General features: G+C 36.0%; 24 protein-coding genes. 22 read left to right on the top strand and 2 right to left on the bottom strand.

Features of this window, described 5'->3' with window-relative positions:
* Positions 1-22: 22 nt before the first annotated feature.
* The gene (locus NDN13_RS01630) at positions 23-1,090 is read right to left on the bottom strand and encodes a TadE family protein (RefSeq protein WP_251116920.1); all 1,068 of its coding nucleotides are present in this window, start codon (positions 1,088-1,090) and stop codon (positions 23-25) included.
* A 137-nt stretch (positions 1,091-1,227) separates the two neighbouring features.
* On the opposite strand from NDN13_RS01630, the gene NDN13_RS01635 reads away from it, so the two are divergent.
* The 16 genes from NDN13_RS01635 to NDN13_RS01710 all read left to right on the top strand — a co-directional run bounded on the left by NDN13_RS01635 (position 1,228) and on the right by NDN13_RS01710 (position 18,263).
* Positions 1,228-1,506, top strand: coding sequence for a Flp family type IVb pilin (locus NDN13_RS01635; RefSeq protein WP_251116921.1), 279 nt, complete (start codon positions 1,228-1,230; stop codon positions 1,504-1,506).
* A 95-nt stretch (positions 1,507-1,601) separates the two neighbouring features.
* On the top strand, positions 1,602-2,966 hold the full coding sequence (locus NDN13_RS01640; protein WP_251116922.1) for a Tad domain-containing protein: 1,365 nt from the start codon (positions 1,602-1,604) through the stop codon (positions 2,964-2,966).
* Positions 2,967-2,968: 2 nt separating this feature from the next.
* On the top strand, positions 2,969-3,700 hold the full coding sequence (locus tag NDN13_RS01645; protein WP_251116923.1) for a hypothetical protein: 732 nt from the start codon (positions 2,969-2,971) through the stop codon (positions 3,698-3,700).
* Positions 3,697-4,329, top strand: a complete 633-nt coding sequence (locus NDN13_RS01650; protein ID WP_251116924.1) for a hypothetical protein — start codon at positions 3,697-3,699, stop codon at positions 4,327-4,329. Before NDN13_RS01645 ends, NDN13_RS01650 begins: the two co-directional genes overlap by 4 nt.
* A gap of 196 nt (positions 4,330-4,525) precedes the next feature.
* A complete protein-coding gene (gene cpaB / locus NDN13_RS01655) occupies positions 4,526-5,362 on the top strand; it encodes a Flp pilus assembly protein CpaB (protein WP_061516573.1) in 837 nt (278 codons plus the stop codon).
* Positions 5,355-6,704: a type II and III secretion system protein family protein gene (locus NDN13_RS01660; protein ID WP_251116925.1), complete on the top strand. Its 1,350-nt coding sequence runs from the start codon at positions 5,355-5,357 to the stop codon at positions 6,702-6,704. Before cpaB ends, NDN13_RS01660 begins: the two co-directional genes overlap by 8 nt.
* Positions 6,682-8,391 carry a TadA family conjugal transfer-associated ATPase gene (locus NDN13_RS01665; RefSeq protein ID WP_251116926.1) on the top strand — a complete coding sequence of 570 codons (1,710 nt, stop codon included), beginning with the start codon at positions 6,682-6,684 and terminating at the stop codon, positions 8,389-8,391. Before NDN13_RS01660 ends, NDN13_RS01665 begins: the two co-directional genes overlap by 23 nt.
* Positions 8,392-9,228, top strand: coding sequence for a type II secretion system F family protein (locus NDN13_RS01670; RefSeq protein WP_251116927.1), 837 nt, complete (start codon positions 8,392-8,394; stop codon positions 9,226-9,228).
* A gap of 1 nt (position 9,229) precedes the next feature.
* On the top strand, positions 9,230-10,105 hold the full coding sequence (locus tag NDN13_RS01675) for a type II secretion system F family protein (RefSeq protein ID WP_251116928.1): 876 nt from the start codon (positions 9,230-9,232) through the stop codon (positions 10,103-10,105).
* Positions 10,092-10,436, top strand: a complete 345-nt coding sequence (locus NDN13_RS01680; RefSeq protein ID WP_251116929.1) for a DUF192 domain-containing protein — start codon at positions 10,092-10,094, stop codon at positions 10,434-10,436. The genes NDN13_RS01675 and NDN13_RS01680 overlap by 14 nt, the downstream gene beginning before the upstream one ends.
* 282 nt (positions 10,437-10,718) lie before the next feature.
* The gene (locus NDN13_RS01685; RefSeq protein ID WP_251116930.1) at positions 10,719-14,993 is read left to right on the top strand and encodes an RHS repeat-associated core domain-containing protein; all 4,275 of its coding nucleotides are present in this window, start codon (positions 10,719-10,721) and stop codon (positions 14,991-14,993) included.
* A 4-nt stretch (positions 14,994-14,997) separates the two neighbouring features.
* Entirely contained in the window at positions 14,998-15,471 is a 474-nt protein-coding gene (locus tag NDN13_RS01690) for a hypothetical protein (protein WP_241333895.1), read from the top strand.
* Between the two features lie 299 nt (positions 15,472-15,770).
* Positions 15,771-16,292, top strand: a complete 522-nt coding sequence (locus tag NDN13_RS01695; RefSeq protein ID WP_251116931.1) for a hypothetical protein — start codon at positions 15,771-15,773, stop codon at positions 16,290-16,292.
* A gap of 846 nt (positions 16,293-17,138) precedes the next feature.
* Positions 17,139-17,591 (top strand): hypothetical protein, encoded by a 453-nt coding sequence (locus NDN13_RS01700; protein ID WP_251116932.1) that lies wholly within the window; start codon positions 17,139-17,141, stop codon positions 17,589-17,591.
* 51 nt (positions 17,592-17,642) lie between these two features.
* Positions 17,643-17,912: a hypothetical protein gene (locus tag NDN13_RS01705; protein WP_251116933.1), complete on the top strand. Its 270-nt coding sequence runs from the start codon at positions 17,643-17,645 to the stop codon at positions 17,910-17,912.
* A gap of 6 nt (positions 17,913-17,918) precedes the next feature.
* Entirely contained in the window at positions 17,919-18,263 is a 345-nt protein-coding gene (locus NDN13_RS01710; RefSeq protein WP_251116934.1) for a hypothetical protein, read from the top strand.
* Positions 18,264-18,568: 305 nt separating this feature from the next.
* Here NDN13_RS01710 and NDN13_RS01715 read toward each other — a convergent pair whose 3' ends face one another.
* On the bottom strand, positions 18,569-19,411 hold the full coding sequence (locus NDN13_RS01715; RefSeq protein WP_251116935.1) for a 2OG-Fe dioxygenase family protein: 843 nt from the start codon (positions 19,409-19,411) through the stop codon (positions 18,569-18,571).
* A gap of 622 nt (positions 19,412-20,033) precedes the next feature.
* Here NDN13_RS01715 and NDN13_RS01720 point away from each other — a divergent pair.
* The 6 genes from NDN13_RS01720 (at position 20,034) to NDN13_RS01745 (ending at position 24,486) form a co-directional block, all read left to right on the top strand.
* Positions 20,034-20,693: an amino acid ABC transporter permease gene (locus NDN13_RS01720; protein ID WP_251116936.1), complete on the top strand. Its 660-nt coding sequence runs from the start codon at positions 20,034-20,036 to the stop codon at positions 20,691-20,693.
* Positions 20,683-21,354: an amino acid ABC transporter permease gene (locus tag NDN13_RS01725; RefSeq protein ID WP_251116937.1), complete on the top strand. Its 672-nt coding sequence runs from the start codon at positions 20,683-20,685 to the stop codon at positions 21,352-21,354. Before NDN13_RS01720 ends, NDN13_RS01725 begins: the two co-directional genes overlap by 11 nt.
* Complete coding sequence (locus NDN13_RS01730) at positions 21,351-22,082, top strand: amino acid ABC transporter ATP-binding protein (RefSeq protein WP_251116938.1); 732 nt, start codon at positions 21,351-21,353, stop codon at positions 22,080-22,082. Before NDN13_RS01725 ends, NDN13_RS01730 begins: the two co-directional genes overlap by 4 nt.
* Before the next feature lie 12 nt (positions 22,083-22,094).
* Entirely contained in the window at positions 22,095-22,997 is a 903-nt protein-coding gene (locus NDN13_RS01735; RefSeq protein WP_251116939.1) for a transporter substrate-binding domain-containing protein, read from the top strand.
* 32 nt (positions 22,998-23,029) lie between these two features.
* Entirely contained in the window at positions 23,030-23,896 is an 867-nt protein-coding gene (locus NDN13_RS01740) for a cysteine ABC transporter substrate-binding protein (protein WP_241289031.1), read from the top strand.
* A 143-nt stretch (positions 23,897-24,039) separates the two neighbouring features.
* Positions 24,040-24,486: a VOC family protein gene (locus tag NDN13_RS01745; RefSeq protein ID WP_251116940.1), complete on the top strand. Its 447-nt coding sequence runs from the start codon at positions 24,040-24,042 to the stop codon at positions 24,484-24,486.
* The last annotated feature ends 26 nt before the right edge of the window (positions 24,487-24,512 follow it).

A 24,512-nucleotide genomic window follows, 5' to 3' on the forward strand; every position in this document is an offset into this window, starting at 1 on the left:
ATTAAGTTCTTTAAATTTTAAATTAATAAAAGTTAGTGATGGTTTGGCCAGAACTGCAGCTGATGAGGTTATTTGTATCCCCAATAATGCTATTTGTTGTAGAGCCTGTATTACCTGTTGGCGAGTTATTACCCGCCAATCCTCCAACTAGGGCAGAACCAATATCACCAATCGCGTTGAGATTGGTTGCATCCTTTTCAAACTGAGAAATTGCGGACTGTTCAGCCGAATCTTGAATGCCTTCTAAAAGGTCATTTTTCTTTTGTCCTACTTGCCATTGCATGGCTTGATTTTCCTGAAAACGATTGATTAAGTCTTCACCAACAAGATAACCATTTCTGTTGACTGTATTGGTTGGTAAGCCACCTTCAATTGCAGGACTCAACATTTGTGCAGAAATATCGACAACAATAGGAATTCGACCTGCAGCTAACATTCTTAAATTGGCTGCATCACGATTGCTGGTAAAAAAAGAGGTTAATGAACTAAAAACATTTTTCATCAAAGGTATTCTTGGTTCATAGCCATAAACAAAACGTAGCTTTAATACATTGGCATCGGCTAGATTTTGCTTTGAATTAGTTTTAATCGTGAGTGCATCTTTTTGGTCAAACTTATCATTTCTGATCACTTTCACTATTTGACCTGTTTTAATTTGATAAGCTTTGGCTAAAGTTACGTCATTCCAATCATCAAATGAAGCTTTAGATGGATTAATCATATGAATATGAACAAAAGCAGATTCTGTTTTTTTAATTATTTCTTTTAAGGCAACACCTTGTAATGCGACTTGTGCCAAATTAGGATCTTTACTTGTAATTGTACTTTTAACATGATTATTTCCCGGTAAATAAATTCCCGGTGTTGCGAAATATGGGACTAAACCTTTAAAAAAAGCATTTTGAATCCTTGCTGGATCGGCATTATAGATTGCGCCAGCTCTAGCTGCTTCATATGCAGCATAAGTCACATTTAAACGTGCGACGTAAATGAGTCCATATTGGATACCGACAAGGCCGATAAATAAAAGTAAAGGCGCAATAATGATGAATTCAGTAAGAGAAACCCCTATTTGCTTAAATTTTCTCATTTTTACCACTTATCCTATTTTTTTTAGAAGATAGTTGTTTTTCACATACAGAACAGTATAGTATATTTAAGTACACAAAAAAATACATAGTGTTACAAAAGTTGTAAAACAAATTCATTTTATTTATAGGGTCTATTATGAGTGTTATAAATATGTCTATGCTGTTGAAACCAAAACGTATTCAAGGTCAAGGTATGACTGAATACATTATTATTGTTGCATTAATTGCTGTCGCAGCAATTGGTGTATTTCGTTATTATGGCAATACTGCGCGTTCTCAAGTTGCAGTTGCTGCCGCAGAATTAGGTGGGCAATCTTCAGCAACTGGTCGTACTCAAGCTACCGCAAATGCTAATAAAGCAACACAAGAAGGAACAGTTGATAAAAAGTTAGGCACATATGAGCAACAAAAATAAAAAATAAAAGAATTAATTATTTAATTTCAAAAAAGTGACTACTTTTTTATTTTTAATTTAAAAAGTAGTCATGTTTTTTATTATAAGAGGTTGAAATGAAGCATCAATCCGGACAGTCAACTTTGTTAATGCTGGTCATGTCTTTGATATTGATGCTGACCATTGTTTTTATATTTAATACTTCTCAATTATTATCAGAACGACAGCAAGCCAAAATGCTTGCTGACCAGTCTGCGTATGCAACAGCAACACGACAGGCACGCCTTTTAAATTTGAATGCTTATATAAACCGAACACAAATTGCGAATCAATTAGCAATCGCTCAAGGGGTAAGTACTGCTTCATGGTCAAAATATGCAGCGCAAACTTCTACAAATATTAGTCGTGCAACTTCATGGTTTCCTCCTGTAAGTGCAGTGTTCTCTAATATTGGTACAGGCTTAAACTATTTTGCTGATTCTTTAGGTATTTATATTAAAGGGTACGGGATTGAGGTTAAAGCTTTAGAAGTAGCACAGGACAGTTTAAATCTTGTGAGTAATGCCACAATTTTGAATTCACCGCAAGAATTTGGCAGTTTAGCAAAGACCAATAGCTCAGATTACGATATTCGTCTTATCGCAAGTGCTTCTAAATTTCCGGCTCAGATTATGAAACAATATACAGCTCAAGAGCGGCAGAGGATGGCAGACGTTGTGCTCAGTTCAGCCGATCCATTTATTACTAATCGTAGTAAAAATGATATTTTCCCTAAACTAATTTTAGCTCCTGGAGGGTGGAATGAATACCGTATTCATAAAGCTGGTGGGACGGAGTTAGTACAGTTGGATGAGTGGAAGGGTGTCGATACCTTAGCTATTCATCATTACTATAAAACGATTAAAAGATTTAAAATTCGAAAGAAACATGATGAAATTCCAATTGGTTGGGGAAGTGCATTAGGTAGTCAATTAGGGCGAGATAAAGCTTCTAATTCTGGAAGTTATGGTGGTGCAAGCTCAACCAATCCTAAATCTAGAGGATATGCTGAAAGAAATACACCGCAATGGGATGTCAGAAACTATGGGGGTGCAATTACTGGTGCAGGTATTCCTAAATTTTATGAGTTAAGAGACCTGAATAATAAAGAAAATATATTCCCTTTAGTGGTTTCTGTAAAAAAATCCCGCAATAAACTGGTAACTACAAATCGAAATTCGAACCTAAGAATGGGTAAAGATTTTACTGTTTTAGATAATTACGACACCTTGGAGCGGGGCGGACTGAGTAATGGTGACATGCAAGCAATTACTCAAGCAGAAGTATATTTTCAACGACCATGGGAATTAGAAGTTTCGGGTAATCAAATCAATCATGAGCATGGTTCTTTGTTTAGCCCATATTGGAAAACAAGATTATCTGACGATATGAATGCTACAAAAAGAACATTAGTCAACACTGAATCAGCATTGGTGAATTGAATATGATTAAAAATCAACAAGGACAATCTATTGCTGAATTTGCTATTGCAGCAGTCGTTTTGAGTATGCTGATGATTGCCATTCCTATGGTCTCCAAGCTTGCAACAGTTAAATTGAAATCTGAACAAGCAGCAGATTATGTCGCATGGCGGGTAAATAAAGGGATCAATATCAACGATCAAGAAACGCTTTCACGAGAAGTTGGACAGCGTTTCTTTGCACGAACTGGCGCGGATGTTTTGAGTGATCGTAATGCGGATTGTGATGATGCAGCTGATCGGGATATGTCTGGAAATTCTTTGGTTCATTGGGATTCAGTGAGGGTTACAGCAAGGCAAACAAAGGAAAAATATACCAAGACCTTAGGGGCTGATCCTTTGGATGTGGCTGCTAAACCATTTAAGAGTATAAAGTCCGATGGTCAATATACTGTTGAAGTGGCAGTCCCTGTAAACTTTGTAACAGGTATTCGGGATTTTCCACTTGCACAGTCATTTGATATTAAAAGTTCAGCCGGAACATTAAGAAATAATTGGGCAGCTAATAATTCAGACGGAATAAAAACGATCGTAAAAAATTCTGTGTATTTGAAACCTTATGAACTAGTACAGGTGAATATTAATAAGGTTTATAATGCCGCTGTTGCTTCTATGGGATTTGAAAAAAAGATTCAGAAAGATGGTATTTATAAAATGGAAGTCGTTCCTAATGATCGTAAAGCGACTTTAAAATGATGAAGAAAAATTATTTCGTATGTTTTTTTGTTCTTTTGTTGATACAAGTTTCAAGTGTGAATGCTTGTCTTGTTAATGATTTGAAAGAAAAAAATATGTATTTAATTCAGATTGGTAAAAATACTATTTTGAATGGTTCACCTATCCAAATGTATGACTTAGTATCACGTTCTTGTAGTTTGGAATGTTATATGAATTTTTTGGATAAGAAAAATATTAGATTTTCTAAACAAGGTTCTCTTTTCTATATTGCAGAAAATGGCGGAACTACAATTCAAATTTTTTCAGCCAATCAACAATCATTTTCTGGCAGGGTAGTCTGTCCATCAAAAGCTAAGTATAAGTTATTACAATCACCAGATTATATAAAACTTCCCAAAGCAACTACGGACTTTCAAAGTGAAGATTATGGTGAAGTAAATAGAACGATGGTATTCAAAAGCTTTAAGCGAATGGACTACCAAAATTTAATTAGTCAGCTGCAAAAAAAATCAAAAGTTAGTGATGTAAATGATGCATTTTCATATTTTGATTTAGGTGAAGGTAATGAGATTAACTTGATTTTTGATGCTCGTAAATCAATCAGTACATTGGTTTTTGTTAATATTAAAAAAGGATCATTTAAATGAGAAATAAATTAAATGGTAATACATCAACAGAATACTTAATCTGTTTGACCTTTGTCTTTATTATACTGGTAGGGCCATTATTACTTGGGAATGGTATTTTTGGAGATAAAAGTATATTTCTAATTTTTAAGAATGCATATGAACTATTTATGAATAAATTTAATGCAACAATTTTGAATATGGATGCAATCCCATAATGAATTTACCGAATATTAATAAAAAGTTTGTGGCACTTCTTGTTTCAATTTTAGTTGGAGTATTAAGTATCTGGGGGTTTAAGACAGCTTTCGATCATAAAGTAGAAAGTATGACGCAAAAGGGTCCTGAAGTTGCATATGTCGTTGCAAGTAAAGAGCTTTTAGCTGGAGGTCTGATTTCGACAGATACCGTTTCACAAAGGAATATTCCATCAGATTACCAGCAGTCTAATGCAGTTTTGGCTACTGATTTTGGTTCAATTGACGGATTACCATTAAAGGTAGATTTAAAACCTGGTGACATCATTATGTATTCCATGGTCGATACTAAGAAAGATATAGCCAAACTCATTCCTCCAGGAAGAAGAGCATTAACGATTCCTGTTGATGATGAAAGCTCAATTTCAACAATGCTTAAACCAGGCGACTTAATTGATTTAATGGTGACACTGCAAAGTGCAGAGAAAACAGCAACAGTGCCTTTAATGCAAGGTGTCAAGATCTTAGCGACGGGTAAGCAAACAGATGTAAGTGATGAAGTGAGCGGGACTACGGGTTATACCAATATTACTTTAGATGTAAGTGCTGATGATGCGAAAAATATTACCTTAGCTGCAAGCATGGGGCGAATTTCGGCGATATTAAGAAATCCTGATGATCAAGTCATGAGTGATACCAGTGGTTTTATACAGCTTATTAATACTCAAAAAGAGCAAGCCAGTAAAAATGTGCAACCAATTTCGATGCCAACAATTAGACCAGAAATAAGGTCTGAGATTAAAACAAATAGCAGTCGTTCAGGTTTTAATATTATCTATGGAAATAAAGATGAATAAATTTGTTGGTTATCACAATTTTAAAAGTGCTTATCTACCTTTTCTTATGTGCTTAATAGCAGTCAACTCACATGCAATGTCAGATCAGCTTTACATTGGTGAAACGATTTATTTGAATGATCCAACAGTTACCGATGTAGTAATTGGAAATGATCAAATTGTCAAAGCTAAAAAAGTAGGGAACAAAGGTATTGCCTTAACCGGGGTAGCTGCTGGTGACACAACGTTAAAGGTTTGGAACGGTAACCGTTATTTCACATCGGAAATTCATGTTTATCCAAGTAATGTAAAGAAAACGCTTGAAGATTTGCAGACTGCGTTAAGAGATATACCAAAATTATCTATACAGCTAGTGGGAGATAATGTCGTATTACAGGGTAAAGACTTAACTCTTGAGGAAAAAGAAAGAGTAGATGGCTATGCCTCTCTTTTTAAAAATGTCGTTAACTTGGCGAAGACAAAGGAAAATAACCTCCAAGAAAAACAAAAAATGATTTACTTGGATGTTCGAATTGTTGAGATATCAACATCTTCGACCAAAGAAATTGGGATTAAGTGGAACACTGCATCAGTCGACGGACCAAAGTTTGGCGTACTTGGTGATTTTAAACGGAGTGATATTTTCACCGGTTCAAATCATCCTTTGGCAGAGCAGATTGCACCTTTAGCAAAGATTAGTCCTTTTCAAACATATTTCGGTTTAGCAAGTTTTATTGATAGTAAAATCAATTTGTTGCAAGAAAATGGCACAGCTAAAATTATCGCCCGTCCGTTACTATCTTGTAAAAATGGTGGGAATGCGACATTCCTTTCAGGAGGTCAAATCCCTTACCAGTCTTCTGGTGCAACAGGTACTCCATCTATAGAGTTTAAAGACTATGGTATTAAATTAGATATCAATCCAACCATTTCAAATGATGGGATCGTTGCCAAAATTCTAGCCGAAGTGAGTACGATTGATCAGTCTGTACAGGTTTCTGGAGTGCCGGGTTTTTTGACAAGAAGAACTGAAACTGAATTTGTTGTGGGGCAAGGGCAAACACTAGTCCTCAGTGGATTAGTTGGGGCGGAGAAAAATGGGGGCGAAAGTGCAGTCCCAGGATTAGGAAAAATTCCATTATTAGGTAATTTATTTAAAAGTAAATCTAATCGAATTAAGCAAAATGAGTTGGTCTTTTTCGTAACACCTTATGTGTATGAAAATGAATTTGAAATGAAGATGGGTGGAATTGGTCGTGATGCTGATGGTGTTGTGAAATCTGAATTAGGTTCAGGCTTAATGATACCAAATGACTATAAATTAAAAGATGAGCAGACTGATGAAACTGAAAATAAAAAATAAGAATCAAGAGTCGATACTGGCATTTGAAAAATCAGAAATTCTCATTGGGAAATCCAAGAATTGTGATTTGCAATTAAAAGGATGGTTTATTGCTGACCAGCATTGCTCAATTAAAAAATTGAGTGGTGGCTATGTTGTAGAAGATTTAAATCGTGGTGCGAATGGCACTGTGGTTAACAATCGCAAGGTTGATTTCTATGGGCCAATCAATCTCCAAGAGGATAGTATTGTTGTTGGTGGCTATACCATTCATTTATTAGAAGATGATGTCGAAAAAAGCGATATAAAAGTTGTTAATCTTGAATCCATAGATCACCGAGTATTGGATAATTTAAAGGATGTTCCTGAAGATGAGGCTGTCTATAGCACTCAAATTACCAATATTCCATATAACTCCAAAACCTATAAAAATCTTGAAGTAGAATGGATTCAGATTCTTCGGGAAAAATTAGTTAAGCAAATGGATCTTCGGCGTAAGGATATTAATGCCATGACGCCAGAAGAGCTTAAGCAAGAGACTTTGACCAGTTTGGATCAGGTTTTATTTGATATTGATGGGGATTTACCACAGATATTGAATATTGATAGATTGAAACAGAAGATTATCAATGAAGCAATTGGACTAGGCCCACTTGAGGAACTATTGAGTAATTCACAAGTAACGGAAATTATGGTGAATGCCAAGGACGAAATCTTTATAGAACAGTCTGGAAAAATTGTAAAAAGTGATTTGGAGTTTACTAGTAATAAGGCGATTTTAGATGTCATTGAAAGAATTGTAACTCCTTTAGGACGACGAATTGATGAAAGCTCGCCGATGGTTGATGCAAGACTTAAGGATGGGTCTCGTGTAAATGCGATTATCCCTCCGCTTGCCATTAAAGGGCCTACAATTACGATTCGTAAATTCCCTGAAAAGCGAATTTTGATTGAGGACTTGGTTGGCTATTTTAGTCTTGACGATGACATGGCTGATTTTTTAAAGCTATGCGTGGCTGCGAAAAAGAATATCCTTATTTCTGGAGGGACCGGCTCAGGAAAAACGACATTATTAAATGTCCTTGCTAGTTTCATTCCTCATGGTGAACGTGTGATTACCATTGAGGATGCAGCCGAGTTAAAACTTGACCATGATCATCTTATTTCATTAGAAGCTCGTCCTGGCAATAATGAAGGTAAAGGAACGATTCATATTCGAGATCTAGTCAAAAACTCATTACGTATGCGACCTGACCGAATTGTGATTGGTGAGTGTCGTGGTCCAGAAGCCTTAGACATGTTACAAGCAATGAATACTGGCCATGAAGGTTCACTCTCGACATTACATGCCAATACACCTCGTGATGCAATTGCTCGTTTAGAAACAATGATTATGATGGCAGGTATGGATTTACCCTTGAATGCGATTCGTGAACAAATTGCATCTGCTGTAGATATTTTGATTCAACAGTCTCGGTTTTCATGCGGTTCCCGAAAAATCACTTATATCACTGAAGTTACTGGAATTGAGAGTGGAAAAATACAACTTCAAGATATTTATAAATTTGAGAAAACTGGGCTAGATGCTGAATCGCAAAAAACCAAAGGGCAGTTTGGAGCAACAGGACTGATCCCAACTTTTTTACAAGAATTAAGAGAGTCTGGATACAAAATCGATATCTCTAAATTTCAAAGCAATGGGTTATAAATGTATATTTATTTAATCTTAATCGCTGCTGTTATTGTTTTTTTGACCTACTATCTGATTGTTTCAGAGGGTATCACCTCTGTTTTCCTGAGAAAAACGTCTAAGCTAGAAGAACAACTGAACTTAAGTTATGTATTCTTAAATTTAAAGAAGATTCTTTTTCTTTATTTCTTGTTGTTAATTATCATTTTTGCAGCAATTTTTTTCCTTTTTAAGTTCAGTGTACTCTATATTTTTGCTGCAATTTTTTTAGCAATTTTACCTTTTATAATCATCAAGAGATTTAAAAAACAACAGCTTGAAAAAATTGAGCAACAGTTACCTGATGCACTTATGTTGATAGCAGGAGGACTTCGCTCAGGCGCAAGCTTGAGTACGGCATTATTCCAGCTTACAAATGAATGTTTACCGCCATTAAAAAATGAAATTGCATTCATTATTAAAGAGCAGAAGGTTGGGCTACCTTTGAGTGATGCGCTGCTAAATTTTCAAAAACGTATGCCAATAAACGCAGTAGTGTTAATGACCACAAGTATTCGAATCGCACTCGAAACAGGTGGAGAGTTAGCTGAGACTCTGACTAAGGCAGCAGAAACCTTACGCCAAATTAACCAATCAGAAGGAAAAATCAAAGCCCTAACCGCACAAGGAAAAATGCAGGCTTGGGTAGTTGGATTAATGCCTATTGCTTTGATTTTTGTGTTGTGTCAAATGGAACCTGAGGCAATGGATAAATTATGGTCCACACCAGCAGGATGGATTGCTTTAACAGGAATCCTAATATTTGAGGTGTTTGGCATGATTTTTATTCGAAAAATTGTAGATATAGACGTATAACATGAATGATCTAATTTTATATGCTTGTTTTCTTGGCTTAGGTGGAGTTATCTCTTTCCTCTGTTGGCAAGTTTTTAGTTTTATTTACGCAGTACCCGATGAAAATAGGGAATATTTGGATAAGCCTCCATTTCTTTTTTATATCCTATGGGGTTTGATAAAAGCAGTCTCATTCTATATTAAGCCATTTATATCAAAAAAAATGGAAGACAGTCTGAGCAAAAAAATTATTTATGCTGGTTATGATTATGTCTTTAAACCAAGTGAGATTATAGCTTCACAGATTGTTTTTAGTTTTGTATTTACACTAATCTCATTAGTTATATTATATTTGTCTGGTGTAGAACTTATATATAGTGCTGCATTTGGACTTTATGGATTGATTTATCCTGTACTTTGGTTAAAAAGCCAAAAGAAAAAAAGAGAGAATCTTATTCTTAAAGAAATACCATTTTTTTTAGATATCATTGTTTTATGTGTAGAAGCAGGTCTTACTCTCGTTAATGCTTTGGATCAAGCTGTTACTAAGGCGGTCAAAAGTCCAACACGTAATGAGTTTTCAAGAGTACTTGCCGATATACGTAAGGGTATTCCAAAAAATGATGCTCTAAGAAATATGACACAGCGGGTAGATCAACCCTCTGTGCAAAACTTGGTATCGGCTATTATTCAAGCCGAAAATATGGGGATGAACCTTGGACCAATCTTACGCGGTCAAGCAGAGCAGAGGCGAGTTGAACGTTTTCTACGTGCCGAGAAGTTGGCATTAGAAGCTCCTGTAAAAATGCTTTTTCCGTTAGTCGCTTTTATTTTCCCATGTACATTTATTGTTATTGGTTTCCCACTTTATATCATGATGAAGGATGCGTTTGGCTAATATGTATTTAAATCAGAGTGGTGAAAAATTTGAAATTCTAGTTGCTAAAAGTTTTCTTGCTAGAGCTGGTGGTCTTTTATTTAGAAAAAAATTGATGTCTAGACAATGTTTATTAATAACGCCTTGTCGATCAATTCATACCATTGGTATGCGTTATAGTATTGATATTATATTTATAGATGCCTTTGGTTATATTACTGATATTCACTATGATGTTAAACCGTTTAAAGTGGTTTCAGCCTCCGCAAATGCTTGTTCTGTAGTTGAGTTTTTGGGTGGAACTTTAAGTCAGTTTGATCTTGATGAAAATAGGTCGTTATTCAGATTTTAATAAGCTGATTAAAATAAAATATTTTATAATTTTTTGTATTGTGAAAGTGTAATAAAACCAGATAGCGCTAGTTTAAGAAATAATAGGTGTCCAGTGTACTCAAACCAATTTTTTGTGAGATCAGGATTAAAAAGAATAATAGCAATCAGCTTATTTCTATTATTTACGCAAACTGCTGCACATGCAGAGGTTGATCAAGTATGCCGAGCTTGGTTTGGGACACTGGGCATATCTAAAGGGGATCAGCAATGCAGTGCGAAATGTGTAGCAGGTGAAGTTGGTATGGCAACATATAGTTGCCCAAATCAGTGTGATGAATTGTGCACTGAACATAATGCTTGCCCTGAAGGGACTAAAGCTGTGTTTGGTCAACATACAACAGCGACGTGTTTACCTGTTTATGAAACAAAAAAAGATAAAGGTAAAAGCTGTGATGGCTTGGGAAATCCATGTTCAGTCAGTACTGGAAATAAGTTTCAAATTGAAACGGATTGGAAGGCACCAATAGGGCCTTTAGAAATCACCCGTGTTTATAATAGCTTGTTTTCGGATCAAATCTTTCCTGATAATACTCCTTTTGGTTCAACTCGCGCATGGACACATAATTATGCCATGCGTTTGTATTTTAAATCATCGGCTTCAAATTTAGAGTCAGTGACTTTATGGCGAGAAGATGGGAAGGAAGTCATTGCAACTCCAAGGCAGGGGCGCTCTTCACCAATTGCTGGTACCACAGACTGGTATATTGATCCTGATATGAGTCTGGTTTTGACCCAATTGAATACTGGTTGGGAGGTTAAAAGTCTTAAAAACAATAAAGTCGAAATTTATGACAATAAAGGACGTCTGACACGAATTGAATATGCGGGTAACCAATACGTAAACGTCAGTTATCCTAATGCAACATCGGTAAGAGCCAATAGTATTACAGATCAGTTTGGTCGAAAGTTGACTTTGATTTATGATACTGAAGGCTACCTGAGCGCTATTAAATTGCCCAATGCTCAGAGTATTCAATATGGTTATAGTGGGAATACATTGTGGTCGGTTAGTCGACCTGCTTCAGGCATTCGTTATTATAGCTATAATGAAAGTTCTGCTGTTGCACCCTCAAGAAACCCATATTTACTTACGGGTATTAGTGATGAATTAGGAAATCGTTTTGCTAGCTATGCCTATGATGATTTTGATCGCGGGGTATTAACAGAACACGCTAATCAAACACAACAGTTTAGTTTTAACTATGCACAAGACAGTACGAGAGTTGTAGATCCTTACTCGACTGAGCGAGAGTATAGTTGTTCACGTATAGCGGGTACGCAGCACATTGGAACCGTGAAACGAGGTACGATCACAGAAAGTTCAACCGATTACGACAGTGCAGGTAATGTGATTCGTCATGAACAATCTGGGCGAGTCACAAGTTATGAATATGATACAACTCGAAACCTTGAAATAAAAAGAATTGAAGCTGTCGGGACAACTGAAGAACGGATAACAACAACCCAATGGCACCCAACATTGGCATTACCTGTTGAAATACAAGAACCTTTACGCAGAATCCATTTTGATTATGATAATGCAGGCAATCTATTATCTAGAACCATAGTAGATCGGTTGAGTAACAAAAGCCGAACTTGGACTTATCATTATAATAGCTTAGGTCAAATCCTAACGCTGACCGAGCCTACACAAAACCAGACCAAATATGAATACGATAATGCTGGAAATTTGATCACTATTACAGATGCAGCAGGCTTCATCACCAGTTTCAGTGCTTATAACGCATTTGGACAACCGAAAACTATTACATTACCGAATGGCCATAAAGTTACTTATAGTTATGACAATTTAGGGCGAGTCATTAAAACCGTAGAGACTCGTTTAAATCCAAGCTTTGAAACAAGTTATAACAGTACCAATAAAACAATTCAGTGGGCGCAATGGATTATTGACCTGATAAACCAATGGTGCCAAGCCCTTGGATTTGGTACACCATTTAGTGATACAGGCACGACCAATCAAAGCTCAAGCACGTTGAGTTTAGCTGCAAGTCAGAATATGACAACCAGTTATGTTTATGATAATGCAGGTCAGCTTACTCAAGTGACGCTCCCTGATGGAGAAGTTTTTACTTATGAATATGACCAAGCACAGCGCCTGAGTTTAATTCGGGATAGTCTTGGAAATACGGTCACGTATAGCCGAAATAATGCTGGAGCAATTACACATACAGAGATAAATGATAATTACAATAATCTGGTGCTTAAAACTGCGATGGTATATGACACCTTAGGGAGGGTAACTGAACAACTGGGTAATCATAATCAGCATGAGCAATTGAGTTATGACGATTTTAATCAATTAACTCAACAGCAAAATGCTTTAGGTCATATGAGTCAGTATCAATACGACGCATTAGGTAGACCCAAACAACAGACCAACCCAGCACAAGGGGTAATCCAATACCAATATGACAGTTTGGATCAGTTAAAAACCGTCATGGATGCCAGAGGTAATATAACAACGTATAGTTATAATGCATTTGGTGACTTAGAAAGTGTACAAAGTCCAGATACTGGTTTGACCCGTTATCAATATGATGATGCCGGGCGGTTATTTCAGTACACCGATAGCCAAAATATTGTTCATACATATAGCTATGATAACTTAGATCGTGTTACCCAAAAATTGGATGGCGATGGCTCCAACCAGATTATAACCAAGTTTCAATACGATGCTGGTCAATATGGGCAAGGTGAACTCACTCAAATTAGTAATGCAGAGACAAGTATTCGCTATAACCGTGACAGTGCGGGTAATGTGGTTGAAAAGGTAATTGCCCTACAACCAAATCTGCCATTGCGAGTGCAATATTCTTATACAGCAGGTGGCAAGCTTGCCAATATTGTCTATCCAAGTGGATTAAAGATTACTTATAGTTATACCCAAGGCTTATTAAATGGTATTAGCTCAAGTACTGGTGGTAAGTTATTACAGGCGGTTCGTTATAGCCCTTTGGGAATTGCAGGATGGGATTGGGGCACTGGAAGTGATCAATTTAATCTAAGCTTAGATACTGATGGGCGAATTGAGAGTGTTAGTTCAACAGGAGTGCTGACGCGAAATTATCAATTTGATCACGCTGATCGTATTCAAACACTCACCGATCAAGATATTTTGCTCAATGCCCAGTTTAACTATGATTTTATGGATCGGTTAATTCAGCAAGATATCCAGTTAAACCATGGCAATATCTTGTTAAGTTATCAATATGACGCCAATGGGAATCGTATTGATCAAACGAAGACCCAAGAAAATAATACCATCAACAAGACTTTCAATATCGCATCTACCAGTAATCGTGTTACCACAAACCAATATTTGGCAACTGGACAGATCACTCAGGATGAGATGCGACGTTATGAATACGATGCTGCTGGGCGTAGTCGTCAAATTGAGCAAGGTATAAACCGTATAGAAAATCGTTATGATGCGTTGGGGCAACGTGTCATTAAATATAGCTCTAAAGCAGGTATCCAAAGCGTTAGTTATTTTGTATATAACGAAGTTGGACAATTATTGGGTGAATATGATCAGAACCGCAACAGAATAAGAGAATATATTTGGTTAGGTGATCGTCTGGTGGGCATGTTAAGCCAAGAACGACCAAATGTTTTATTGCGTGTGCATACAGATCATTTGATGACACCGAGAGCGGTAAGTGAAGGTAATGGTGATGCACGTAAAGTGTTATGGCGTTGGGACGGAGATCAGTTTGGCGATGTTTTGGCAAATGAGGATGTTGACCAAAATAATGTGACATTCAATTTACCATTGCGCCATGCAGGGCAATATTACGATGCAGATGTAAATTTATTTTATAACTTCATGCGTGACTATGACCCAGTCACAGGCCGTTATGCCGAGAGTGATCCACTAGGGTTATTTGATGGTCCTAATACCTATGCATATGCCTATAGCAATCCTGTTTCTTATAATGATCCTACAGGTCAATTTGTGCCGATGTTACTTGCTGGGGCTGCGTTAGGGGCTTTAACAGATTTCGGAATACAATTGGCTTTAAATGGTGGAAATTTAGATTGTGTGAGTTGGACGCAAGTTGGGTTATCAGGGGCGTTAGGGGCTTTTAGTGGAGTAGGTGGCAACCTAGTTGGAAAAGCTTTATTACCTAAATATTTGAAAACTTTATCAAGATCAGCTAAAGGGGATATAGGGGAATATTTATCAATTATTAAACATACTTTAAAAGGAAATAGGTTAATTAAAACGCAGGCTAAAGTTGATGGATTAACTACAAAGTTTGATAGTGTTTGGAAAACAAGAAATGGTTCAATTTTTTATGTGGAATCAAAGTTTGGGACTTCTGGGTTAACTAAACCTCAAAGAATTGCTCAGAAAGTCTTGGGAGATACCTATAAAGTTGATAAATGGACTTACTTATGGTTTTCGAAGGTCGGTGGAAATATAGGTACTGTAATGGGTTCAAGTACAACTGGATTCGGTACAACAATTACTTCTGAAAATATGGAATAAAGTTATGCAAAATAGAAAGCAACTCGTTCATGAATTACGTGAAAAATTAATACCAGTTTTTATTGCTAATGGATTTCAGTGCTATCCTTTATCTGGTGAGGAAAAAAGATCAAAAGACCTTAGATCAATGTTTCCATTTGGTTATTTAAAAAGAAAAAATAGTGACGGAACTTTGGATGGAGTAGAAATTCAGCTTGATAGTAAGGGGAAATCAGTATTTATAATTAACTTTGGTAGAACTAGTAAAAATGAGTTTCTTACACCAATGGGATATTTTTTAACACAAGATCAAATTACGTCCTATAGCATGGAATACTCTTTTCGTCTGTATGATTCCAAATTTTTTAAGATATGGTTTGGGAATAGGTTTTTTAATAAAAGTGAAGATCCTGTAAAAATAGTGCAAAGAGCTGTTATTTATTCTGAAGAGATTAATAATTGGTTTAATGAAGGAATTGTTGGTCCGCATATTAAATAGAATTTTCTTAGTATTACAGAGATATGTGATTTGAATCAGAGTTAGGTAACCTTTCAAGTAAAGCCAAGAATGCAATTCCAGACTATTATATAGTAAAAAAAATGGTGTCACCAAAGTTGTAGAAGCAAAATTTGGAACAGCACAATTAACACCAGCACAAAGAGCGTTAAGAAAAGAGATAGGTTCAGATAGATTTTATATATCAAGAACCACCTATCAAGAAGTTACCAATGTAGGTCGTGGTGTTGGTGCAACAACAGGTGGGGTTATTGGCTCTACATTAGATATAGGAGAATGAAGTGGATCAAGTTAAAGCAATGAATTCTTATAAGAAACGCCATAGACGTTGGCAAGACAGAATCCCTGCTCAAACACGTTATTTAAGTCAATTAGTAGACACTAAGTTAATTCCATATTTTGAACAAAATGGTTTTAAGCAAGTAGGGGCATCAGCATATGGAGATACTGAATATCTAATTGAAGCAAAGGATGTTTTATTACAAAAAAAAATAAATAGTCAAATAGAAGAAATAGAAATTTCTTTTGATAAATATGATAAACCATGTTTTCAAATAACTATGCACCGTAATGACTTAATACCGCCTTATAAATCGATAAGCCATGGAGCCCTAGTAAGAAAAAAGAATCAATATGTATGTTTTTGGGGAAAACCATGGTGGTTGCCAAGAGTATTTTGGTTGAAAATGATGTCTGATAAAACAATTAAGAAAGTATTTTTAATAGTGCCTCAAATTTTAAAGTTTTTAGATAGTGGGGTGGTTAGTTTTAATATAGGAGATAGAAAGAATGTTATTGACTGATTTGATTTTGATATTTGTTTTACGCAATTAGAGAAACAGTTAACTTACAGTTACGTTAAGCTCGGCAATCTTACGATGCCGAGGTAAATTTATTTTATAACTTCATGCATGACTATGACCCAGTCACAGGCCATTATGCCGAGAATGATCCATTAGGGTTTATTTGATGGTCCTAATACCAATGCATATGCCTATAGCAATCCTGTTTCCTATAATGAACTAATAGATTAATTTTTTCCGATAAGGATGGGCATAATTTTTCTTGGAGAAAATCTTGATGGTTGCTTAAATTTTATAGTCTAAAGTAATGTTGATAATTGAAGTAATTTCATATATTTCAATAAAAATATTGTTTTAGATGGGAGGTGGATAGAGTAATATAAGTAATAGAAAAATTTTAAAAAAATGGGTTAATAATTATATAGTAATTTTTTATAAAAGGTGGGTTATGGTTGAAATGAGTTGGGTAGGGCCGATAATAAGTGGATTGGTCAGTATGTTAGCATTCTGGGGGTTGAGTTTTTTTCATGAAGATAAGGTGGATAAAATTGAAAATATAAATTATTTATATTATGGTAAGGCGTTTAAGTTTTTTTTGGGTTTTGGTTGTTTTTCTTTCTTTTTTCTTTTGTATGCGTTTTATAAGACCCATAATTTTTTAGGTTTTTTGTTGGTATTTATTTTATTTTTTATTGCTTTTTTAATATTAATTTATAATGTTTTTTTGTAAAAATTGGTTATGATAATGAATTTATATATTATAAAAGCCCTTTTTTAGGGTGTAAAGTAGAACCATGGAGTAAGCTAACTAAAATAGGATACTCAAATTTACTTCAATCAGATTATATGGTTGTTAGAGATATTGGTAGGATTTGGTATTCATATATATTGAATGGGTATGAGGAATTTAATGGTTTTTTGGAAAATAGAGTGCAAGAGCTTATTTTGGAAGAGTGGTTATTAATAACTTTAAATGAGTTATTTGAATCAAGAGGTGAGTTTTCACATATAGCTGAACAGGCCCTTAATTCTATAAATTTAGATAGCCATATTGTTATTAATCTTGAAAATGAAATACCTGCAAAGTATGTAACTAATCTATATAGATTTAGAAGAGAAAATAATTTAATAAATGTAAATGATTCGGAATATTTTGATTTTTCATTAAAAAATATAGAGAAAGAGGGTGGGGATATCTATACTTCTTTTATAAATAATGAAAACAAAATTTATTTAATTTTCACCAATGATGATGGAAATGTTGTTGGTCTGTTTTCTTTAATAAATGAAAATTATTAAATATTTTTTCTTTTTAAGCAGAGTGGTTTATATGGTGATGTAAAAATATTTATGAGATTAAAATATTTTAAAAGTAAGGCCATTCCTAAAGGTGGTAATGCAACAGCAGAGGCACATACTGGCAGTCAAACTAACTCAAAATTCACCTCATGGACAACGGATATAAATGTAGCTAGACGTTTTGCAACAGAAGGGAATTCTGGTAATGGTGTTATTCTCCAGAAAAATATTTTAGAAAATACAATGATAAGAACACAGAATTCAATTCTATTTGATGAAAGTGAAGTTTTAATTAAAGGAACTGTAAAGGAGCTAGGGTGATTCATAATGTTACCAAATAATTTTAATTCTCTGAACATCTGGTTTAAAAGCCTAGGGTTTAATACTAAAGGACTACTATCTAAGGAGAAAATAAAGAAAATATATAATATTATATTGTCTTGGAAGGAGAGTGATTTAGAGTTTGGTGGTGGAAATGTATTGTATACACCAAAAAGCCTGATTTCTTTACTTAAGATTAGAAGTCAAAGTTCAAAAAAAGCAATAGGATTTGAGGAAGCTATTCATTATCTTGAAAAAATGAATAATGATACTCAAATTACAAATATGAATTATATTAGGAATAATGATGATAGCTTGCTTTGGTTTTTTTTGATAAGAATGAAAATGTAGTTTCATTGGTTTTTATTAGTGAAAAAGTCGGTTGTAATCGTTAAAGTTTTTGAGTAAAACACGCCTAATACTTATTAACTATGTCATTTAAACATAAGGAAATGGTTGGGTAGTAAAGTTTATAACTATTTTAAAATCAACTATAATAGTTGTTATGAAGGTAATTATTTCGTTTAGCTGTAACAGACGTAACTCAATTAAATAACTGTTTTAACTATTTTACACCTATAGCCGGTTTGCTGATTCTTTCAATCCTCCAATCTGATAGTACAGAAAGGAGGGGCAGTTGTTGTAAAGTTTATTGATCATATTTTTTGCTTTGTTAATGAGAAATCAATCAAGATGACCCATCTTTCACCTAAATAGTTGAGTTGGTTGTTGGGAATCTTTTGAATTGGCGATACGTAATGGCAGACTGAGGAGTGATGCATCGCAAAACTGTCTAGAATATTCGTTAAAGTGAAGTGCGTATAAATATTCTCAGCATTTACATCTTCTAAGCGTTTATTCTTTTCGCTGGGGCTGGCAATGTAATTCTCTCCGCCAGTAATGTTGCTGCTTCGATAAAACAGATGGGCAAAGGTAAATGGCTTACCATCTTGATGGAAACTATCAGGCATATTGATTCCTAAATTCTGCACATCTGAAGTCAATTTAACGAAATGTATACCGACATAAATTGGCAGATAATATTCCTTTAAACCGAACGTAAGCGCATAGTCTTCAGTAATTAATTGATTTAGATAGTGAGATAGTTTTACATTTTGACTTAGCGCATTGAAATAGCGAATCGAATCCTGTTCAGATGTATTATTTCCCTGATCATATCCTGAGAGTTCCTGACCATCTTCAGATAGCGTCGTTGGTAACCAAATAGGTCTGATTTCTTTTTCCCAAGGAAGGATCAAGGCATTGCCATAGCGGATAAAGCGATGGTTCTCTGCAGCTGAAAAGGGATCTTGTTCTAAGGCTTTGAATTCTCTTGCAATGGTTATTTTTGACTCGATGTCGATGTCGGATGCTTTATATTTGATAAAGCCATTTTGTCGCAAATTTTCTTTGAGCGTTGAAAATTTAAAGTCGTAGGTGAAAGGTGATTGATAATTTGAAAGAATGTCTTTCGTTGCTAGATTTTCTTCTACTAACATGAGCGGACCTTTTATCAACTTGGGTGTTTTATAGTCTAGATAAAATATTTAAAATTTGTTAAATACCGATATAATTGTTATTAATAATCATATGCTTTAATTTAACAAAAGGTTGAATTTATATAAAATACAGAAGCTTGATCGAGCATTAAGGTTTTTTTAATAATTCTCTCAAAATATGTCGAAAATTTTTTTGGTTTTGTTTTTTTACGTTTTGTTGAATGTATTTTCTATGTAGGGAATATTTTATTTAGGTTGTCTAGCAGTTTTAACTTATTTTAGTCATGTGCTTAGATGTGTGTTGATTAAATTTGGATTTGTTTTTTTAATCTTTATAGCGTAGTACACTTTTTAAGTATTATTTCAAATTTTTAATCATTTTTTTCTTATATCATTTTAATAGCAATGAAGTTTTTTTAGTTTGTGGATACTCATACATGTATCTTGCTCCACTAAAGCTTTTAAACATTTGAGTTAAATCAATATCGGATCATTATAATTTCAGCAAAGCTTAGCAAATAATAATATTTCATGTGAAATTTCAATCAGCATAGACTCATCCAAAGATAAATAACAACAAGGTATTTATCAAAAGAATCAATTTTTCATTCGGATGTTTTCTTTGGATTGGCAGTATATACAGAGCGTGCTGCCGCAGTTCTATGCGGCCACCCTCATGACCTTAAAAATCTCCTCTATTGGTATCGTGTTATCCATTTTATTCGGGTTGATCTGTAGCGTAATCAGTACCTATCAGGTTCGAGTACTGAATAAAATTGTCAAAGTCTATATCGAGGTTTCCCGCAATACACCCTTGCTGATTCAGCTATTTTTTCTCTACTACGGTTTGCCCAAGATCGGGATCAAACTCGATGGTTTTACTTGTGGTGTGATTGGTCTAACTTTTCTAGGTGGTAGCTATATGGCTGAAGCCTTTCGTGCTGGTCTACAGTCAGTTGCGCAAGGGCAAATTGATTCTGCTCGAAGTGTGGGTTTAAACGCAGTTCAAGTTTTTCAATATGTGGTATTTCCGCAGGCATTGTCGCTGTCTATTCCAGCGATTGGTGCGAACTGCTTATTTCTGATTAAAGAAAGCTCGATCTTGAGTGCCATTGCAGTGGTTGAATTACTGTTTGTGACCAAAGACCTGATTGGGATGGATTACAAAACCACAGAAGCGCTATTCCTATTAATCATGGCCTATCTGATTATCTTGTTACCTGTATCAGCTTTAACAAGTTATTTGGAATACCGCAGTCGGAAGGTGAGCCATGGGACTTGAGTATTTATTTCAACCGAGCCATATCGAACGGTTACTGTATGGCTTGTTGCAAACCATCGAAATTGCATTTCTGTCCGTATTTTTATCCGCCATTTTCGGGACAATTTTTGGGGTAATCATGACCTCAAAAAATGTGTTGGTCAAAATTCTGTGCCGTTTCTATTTGGAAACCATTCGGATTGTGCCCATCCTCGTTTTATTGTTTGTTTTCTATTTTGGTTTCGCAACGTGGTTTAACTGGCAGTTGTCATCATTTTGGGTCTGTATTTTTGTATTTACCTTGTGGGGAACTGCGGAAATGGGTGATCTGGTACGTGCTTCGATCACCTCAATTGATCAGCATCAACGGGATTCGGCCTATGCAGTGGGCTTGAATCATATCCAAGCTTTAACTTATGTGATTTTCCCACAAAGCTTAAAACGAGTAACCCCTGGCGCATTAAATCTGTTTACCCGCATGATCAAAACCAGTTCTTTAGCTGTACTGATCGGGATGGTGGAAGTCCTGAAAGTAGGGCAGCAGATTATTGAAAACTCGTTATTGACCGTCCCTAGCGCATCGCTATGGATTTACGGTTTCATCTTTATTCTTTATTTCCTGATTTGTTATCCATTATCGCTTTTAGCAGCGCATTTAGAAAAAGTGTGGGAGAACGCATGACTTTGTTATCGATACAGCATTTACATAAGTTTTATAAACAAAGTCATATTTTGCATGGCATTGATCTAGAGGTACAGCAAGGTGAAGTGGTGGTGATTTTAGGACCATCGGGTTGCGGAAAGAGTACTTTGCTACGCTGTATCAACGGATTGGAACCCATTCAAGAAGGCGAAATTCACCTGAAAGATGTGGGTGTATTGGGGCAGGACTTGTCGTGGGATAACGTGCGCCAACAGATTGGGATGGTGTTCCAGAACTATGAGTTATTCAAGCATATGAATGTGATTGATAACATTCTGCTGGGCCCGTTAAAAGCGCAAAAACGCCAACGCGCAGAAGTGGAACAACTGGCAGATCAGTTGTTGCAGCGCGTGGGTTTACTTGATCGTAAATATGACTATCCCTCCAACTTATCAGGCGGTCAGAAGCAGCGGATTGCCATCGTCCGTGCCTTGGTGATGAAACCGAAAGTGATCTTACTGGATGAAATTACTGCAGCCTTAGACCCTGAAATGGTGCGGGAAGTCTTAGATGTGGTGCTGAAACTGGCACAGGAAGGTATGACCATGTTGATCGTGACTCATGAAATGGGCTTTGCCCGCAAAGTGGCAGATCGCATTATTTTTATGGATCAGGGCAAGATCATTGAGCAAAGCTCGCCAGAAGCATTTTTTCAGCATCCACAGACAGAACGCGCCAAAACCTTTTTAAATATTTTGAATTATTAAAATGAGGACTTTATGAGATTGAATTTAGCAATTGGGCAATATGCCCATTCTTCAAAAATAAAAATGTTTGGTCTGGGCATCACCTGTGTACTGATGGCAACTGTGTTGACGGGCTGTAATCAACCTGCTTCCTCAGAGCCTAAAGCTACGACACAAGATACTTCACTGGAACAGATTCGAAAAAATGGTGTATTGCGGGTTGGCGTATTTGCCGACAATCCACCTTTTGGTTATGTCGATAGTGCGGGCAAAAATCAGGGCTTTGATGTCGCTTTGGCAAAGCGTGTCACTCAAGATTTACTGGGTGATGAAAATAAAATTCAGTTTGTGGTGGCAGAAGCTGCCAATCGGGTTGAGTTTTTAAAGTCAGGAAAAGTTGATGTGGTTTTTGCCAGCTTTTCGGTGACGCCAGAGCGGCAACAGGTGGTTGATTTTTCCGAGCCTTATTTGAAAGCCTCCTTAGGGATTGTCTCACCCAAAGCCAAAGCCATTACCGATGTTAAAAGTCTCGAAGGCAAAACTTTAATTGTGAATAAGGGCTCAAGCTCAGAGATCTATTTCAGTAAAAACTATCCCAAAATTCATTTATTGAAATTTGGACAAAATACCGATGCGTTTAATGCATTGATTGATGGTCGGGGCGATGCCATTTCACAAGACAGTACCTACGCACTGGCATGGGCAGCCAAGAATCCGAATTATGTGGCGGGTATTCCACAGATTGGTAATGAAGATTTCATTGCAGCAGGCGTGAAGAAGGGTAATACCCAATTACTGCACTGGCTCAATGATGAAATTAAACAGCTCAGGGCGACAGGTGAAGTTCAAAAGATTTATGACCAAACTTTGAAGCCAATTTATGGCGAAAAAGTGAACCCCAATATCTTTTTAGATGTTGATAGCACCAAGCAATAACAGATTTTTAAAACACTAAAAAAGGTGAACGTATGCAAACAATAACATTGTCAAATATTCAAAAATTACTGCTGGCTTCTATATTCAGTTTAGGACTGACGGCGTGTAATAAAAATCCACAGTCAGCAGAGAAATCGGCTGAGGCATCAACGCAAGTCTCCAGTATAGAACAGATCAAGAAAAATGGAGTGGTGCGTATTGGTGTGTTTAGCGATAAGCCACCGTTTGGATATCTGGATGCGCAAGGTAAAAATCAGGGTTTTGATGTGGAAATTGCCAAACATGTGGCCAAAGATTTATTGGGAGATGAAAATAAAGTTCAGTTTGTATTGACGGAAGCGGCCAATCGAGTGGAATATCTGAAAGCCAATAAAGTCGATATTATTTTTGCCAACTTCACTGTAACACCTGAACGTGCGCAGGTGGTGGATTTTGCTAAACCTTATTTAAAAGTGGCCTTAGGTGTGGTGTCACCGAAAAATAAACCAATTACTGATATTGCCCAATTAAAGGACCAAACCTTATTGGTGAATAAGGGCACGACAGCGGATTCATTCTTTAGCAAGCAGCATCCAGAAATTAAGTTGCAAAAGTATGAGCAAAATACTGAAACGTTTGATGCCTTAAAAGATGGTCGTGGTGCAGCTTTGGCGCATGACAATCTTTTAGTCTTAGCCTGGGCAAAAGAAAATCCAAATTATACCGTGGGTATCACCAATCTAGGGGAGCAGGATTTAATTGCACCCGCTGTTCAAAAAGGTAATAAAGAATTGCTGGATTGGTTAAATCAAGATTTGGAAAAACTCGCCAAACAAGGAGTCATCCATCAAGCTTATGAAAAGACTTTAAAACCTGTCTATGGTGATGGTATTCCTGCCAAAGACTTAATTATTGAATAATCATTTTCAATGAATCTGAAAGCCAAGCGAGGTTGAGTTTCGCTTGGTTTTTTTATGACTACAAATTGATGTGTATTACAAAGTATAGACAGTGCTCAGAAAATCCGCCCCTTAGAATGAATAAAACACAGGGAACACATCAAATGCAAAGAACAGAAATAGATTTTATCGTGAAAGATAGCATAACTGCATTGGCATTTTATGAGCAGGTTTTTGAGGTTGAAAGAATTGAAGTTGGTGATTTTGTCGTTGGACAAAATAGTGTGATTATGAGTATTCATGGGGTTCATTTTCATATGCTGGATGAAAACCCAGATTTCCGATTGCTGGCTCCTACTCAAGAAAGCTACATTCCGATTTGGTTTAATATTACCGTCACTGATATCGAGAAAACATTGCAGCAAGCAGTCGATGCGGGTGCCGCGGTGATTCAGGCGGTACAGGATATGCCTAAAATGGGCATCAAAAACGCGATGTTTAAAGATCCTTTTGGCTATATGTGGTTATTACATCAGATACTTGAAGTGGTTGATTATGAAACTCGGGCTCAATTATTGGAGCAACAAGGTTTTCAGCGTAAATCTGGTTAATAAATCAGTCGATAAAAATGCGATGT

It is taken from the genome of Acinetobacter sp. C32I, assembly GCF_023702715.1.
Taxonomy (GTDB): Bacteria; Pseudomonadota; Gammaproteobacteria; order Pseudomonadales; family Moraxellaceae; genus Acinetobacter.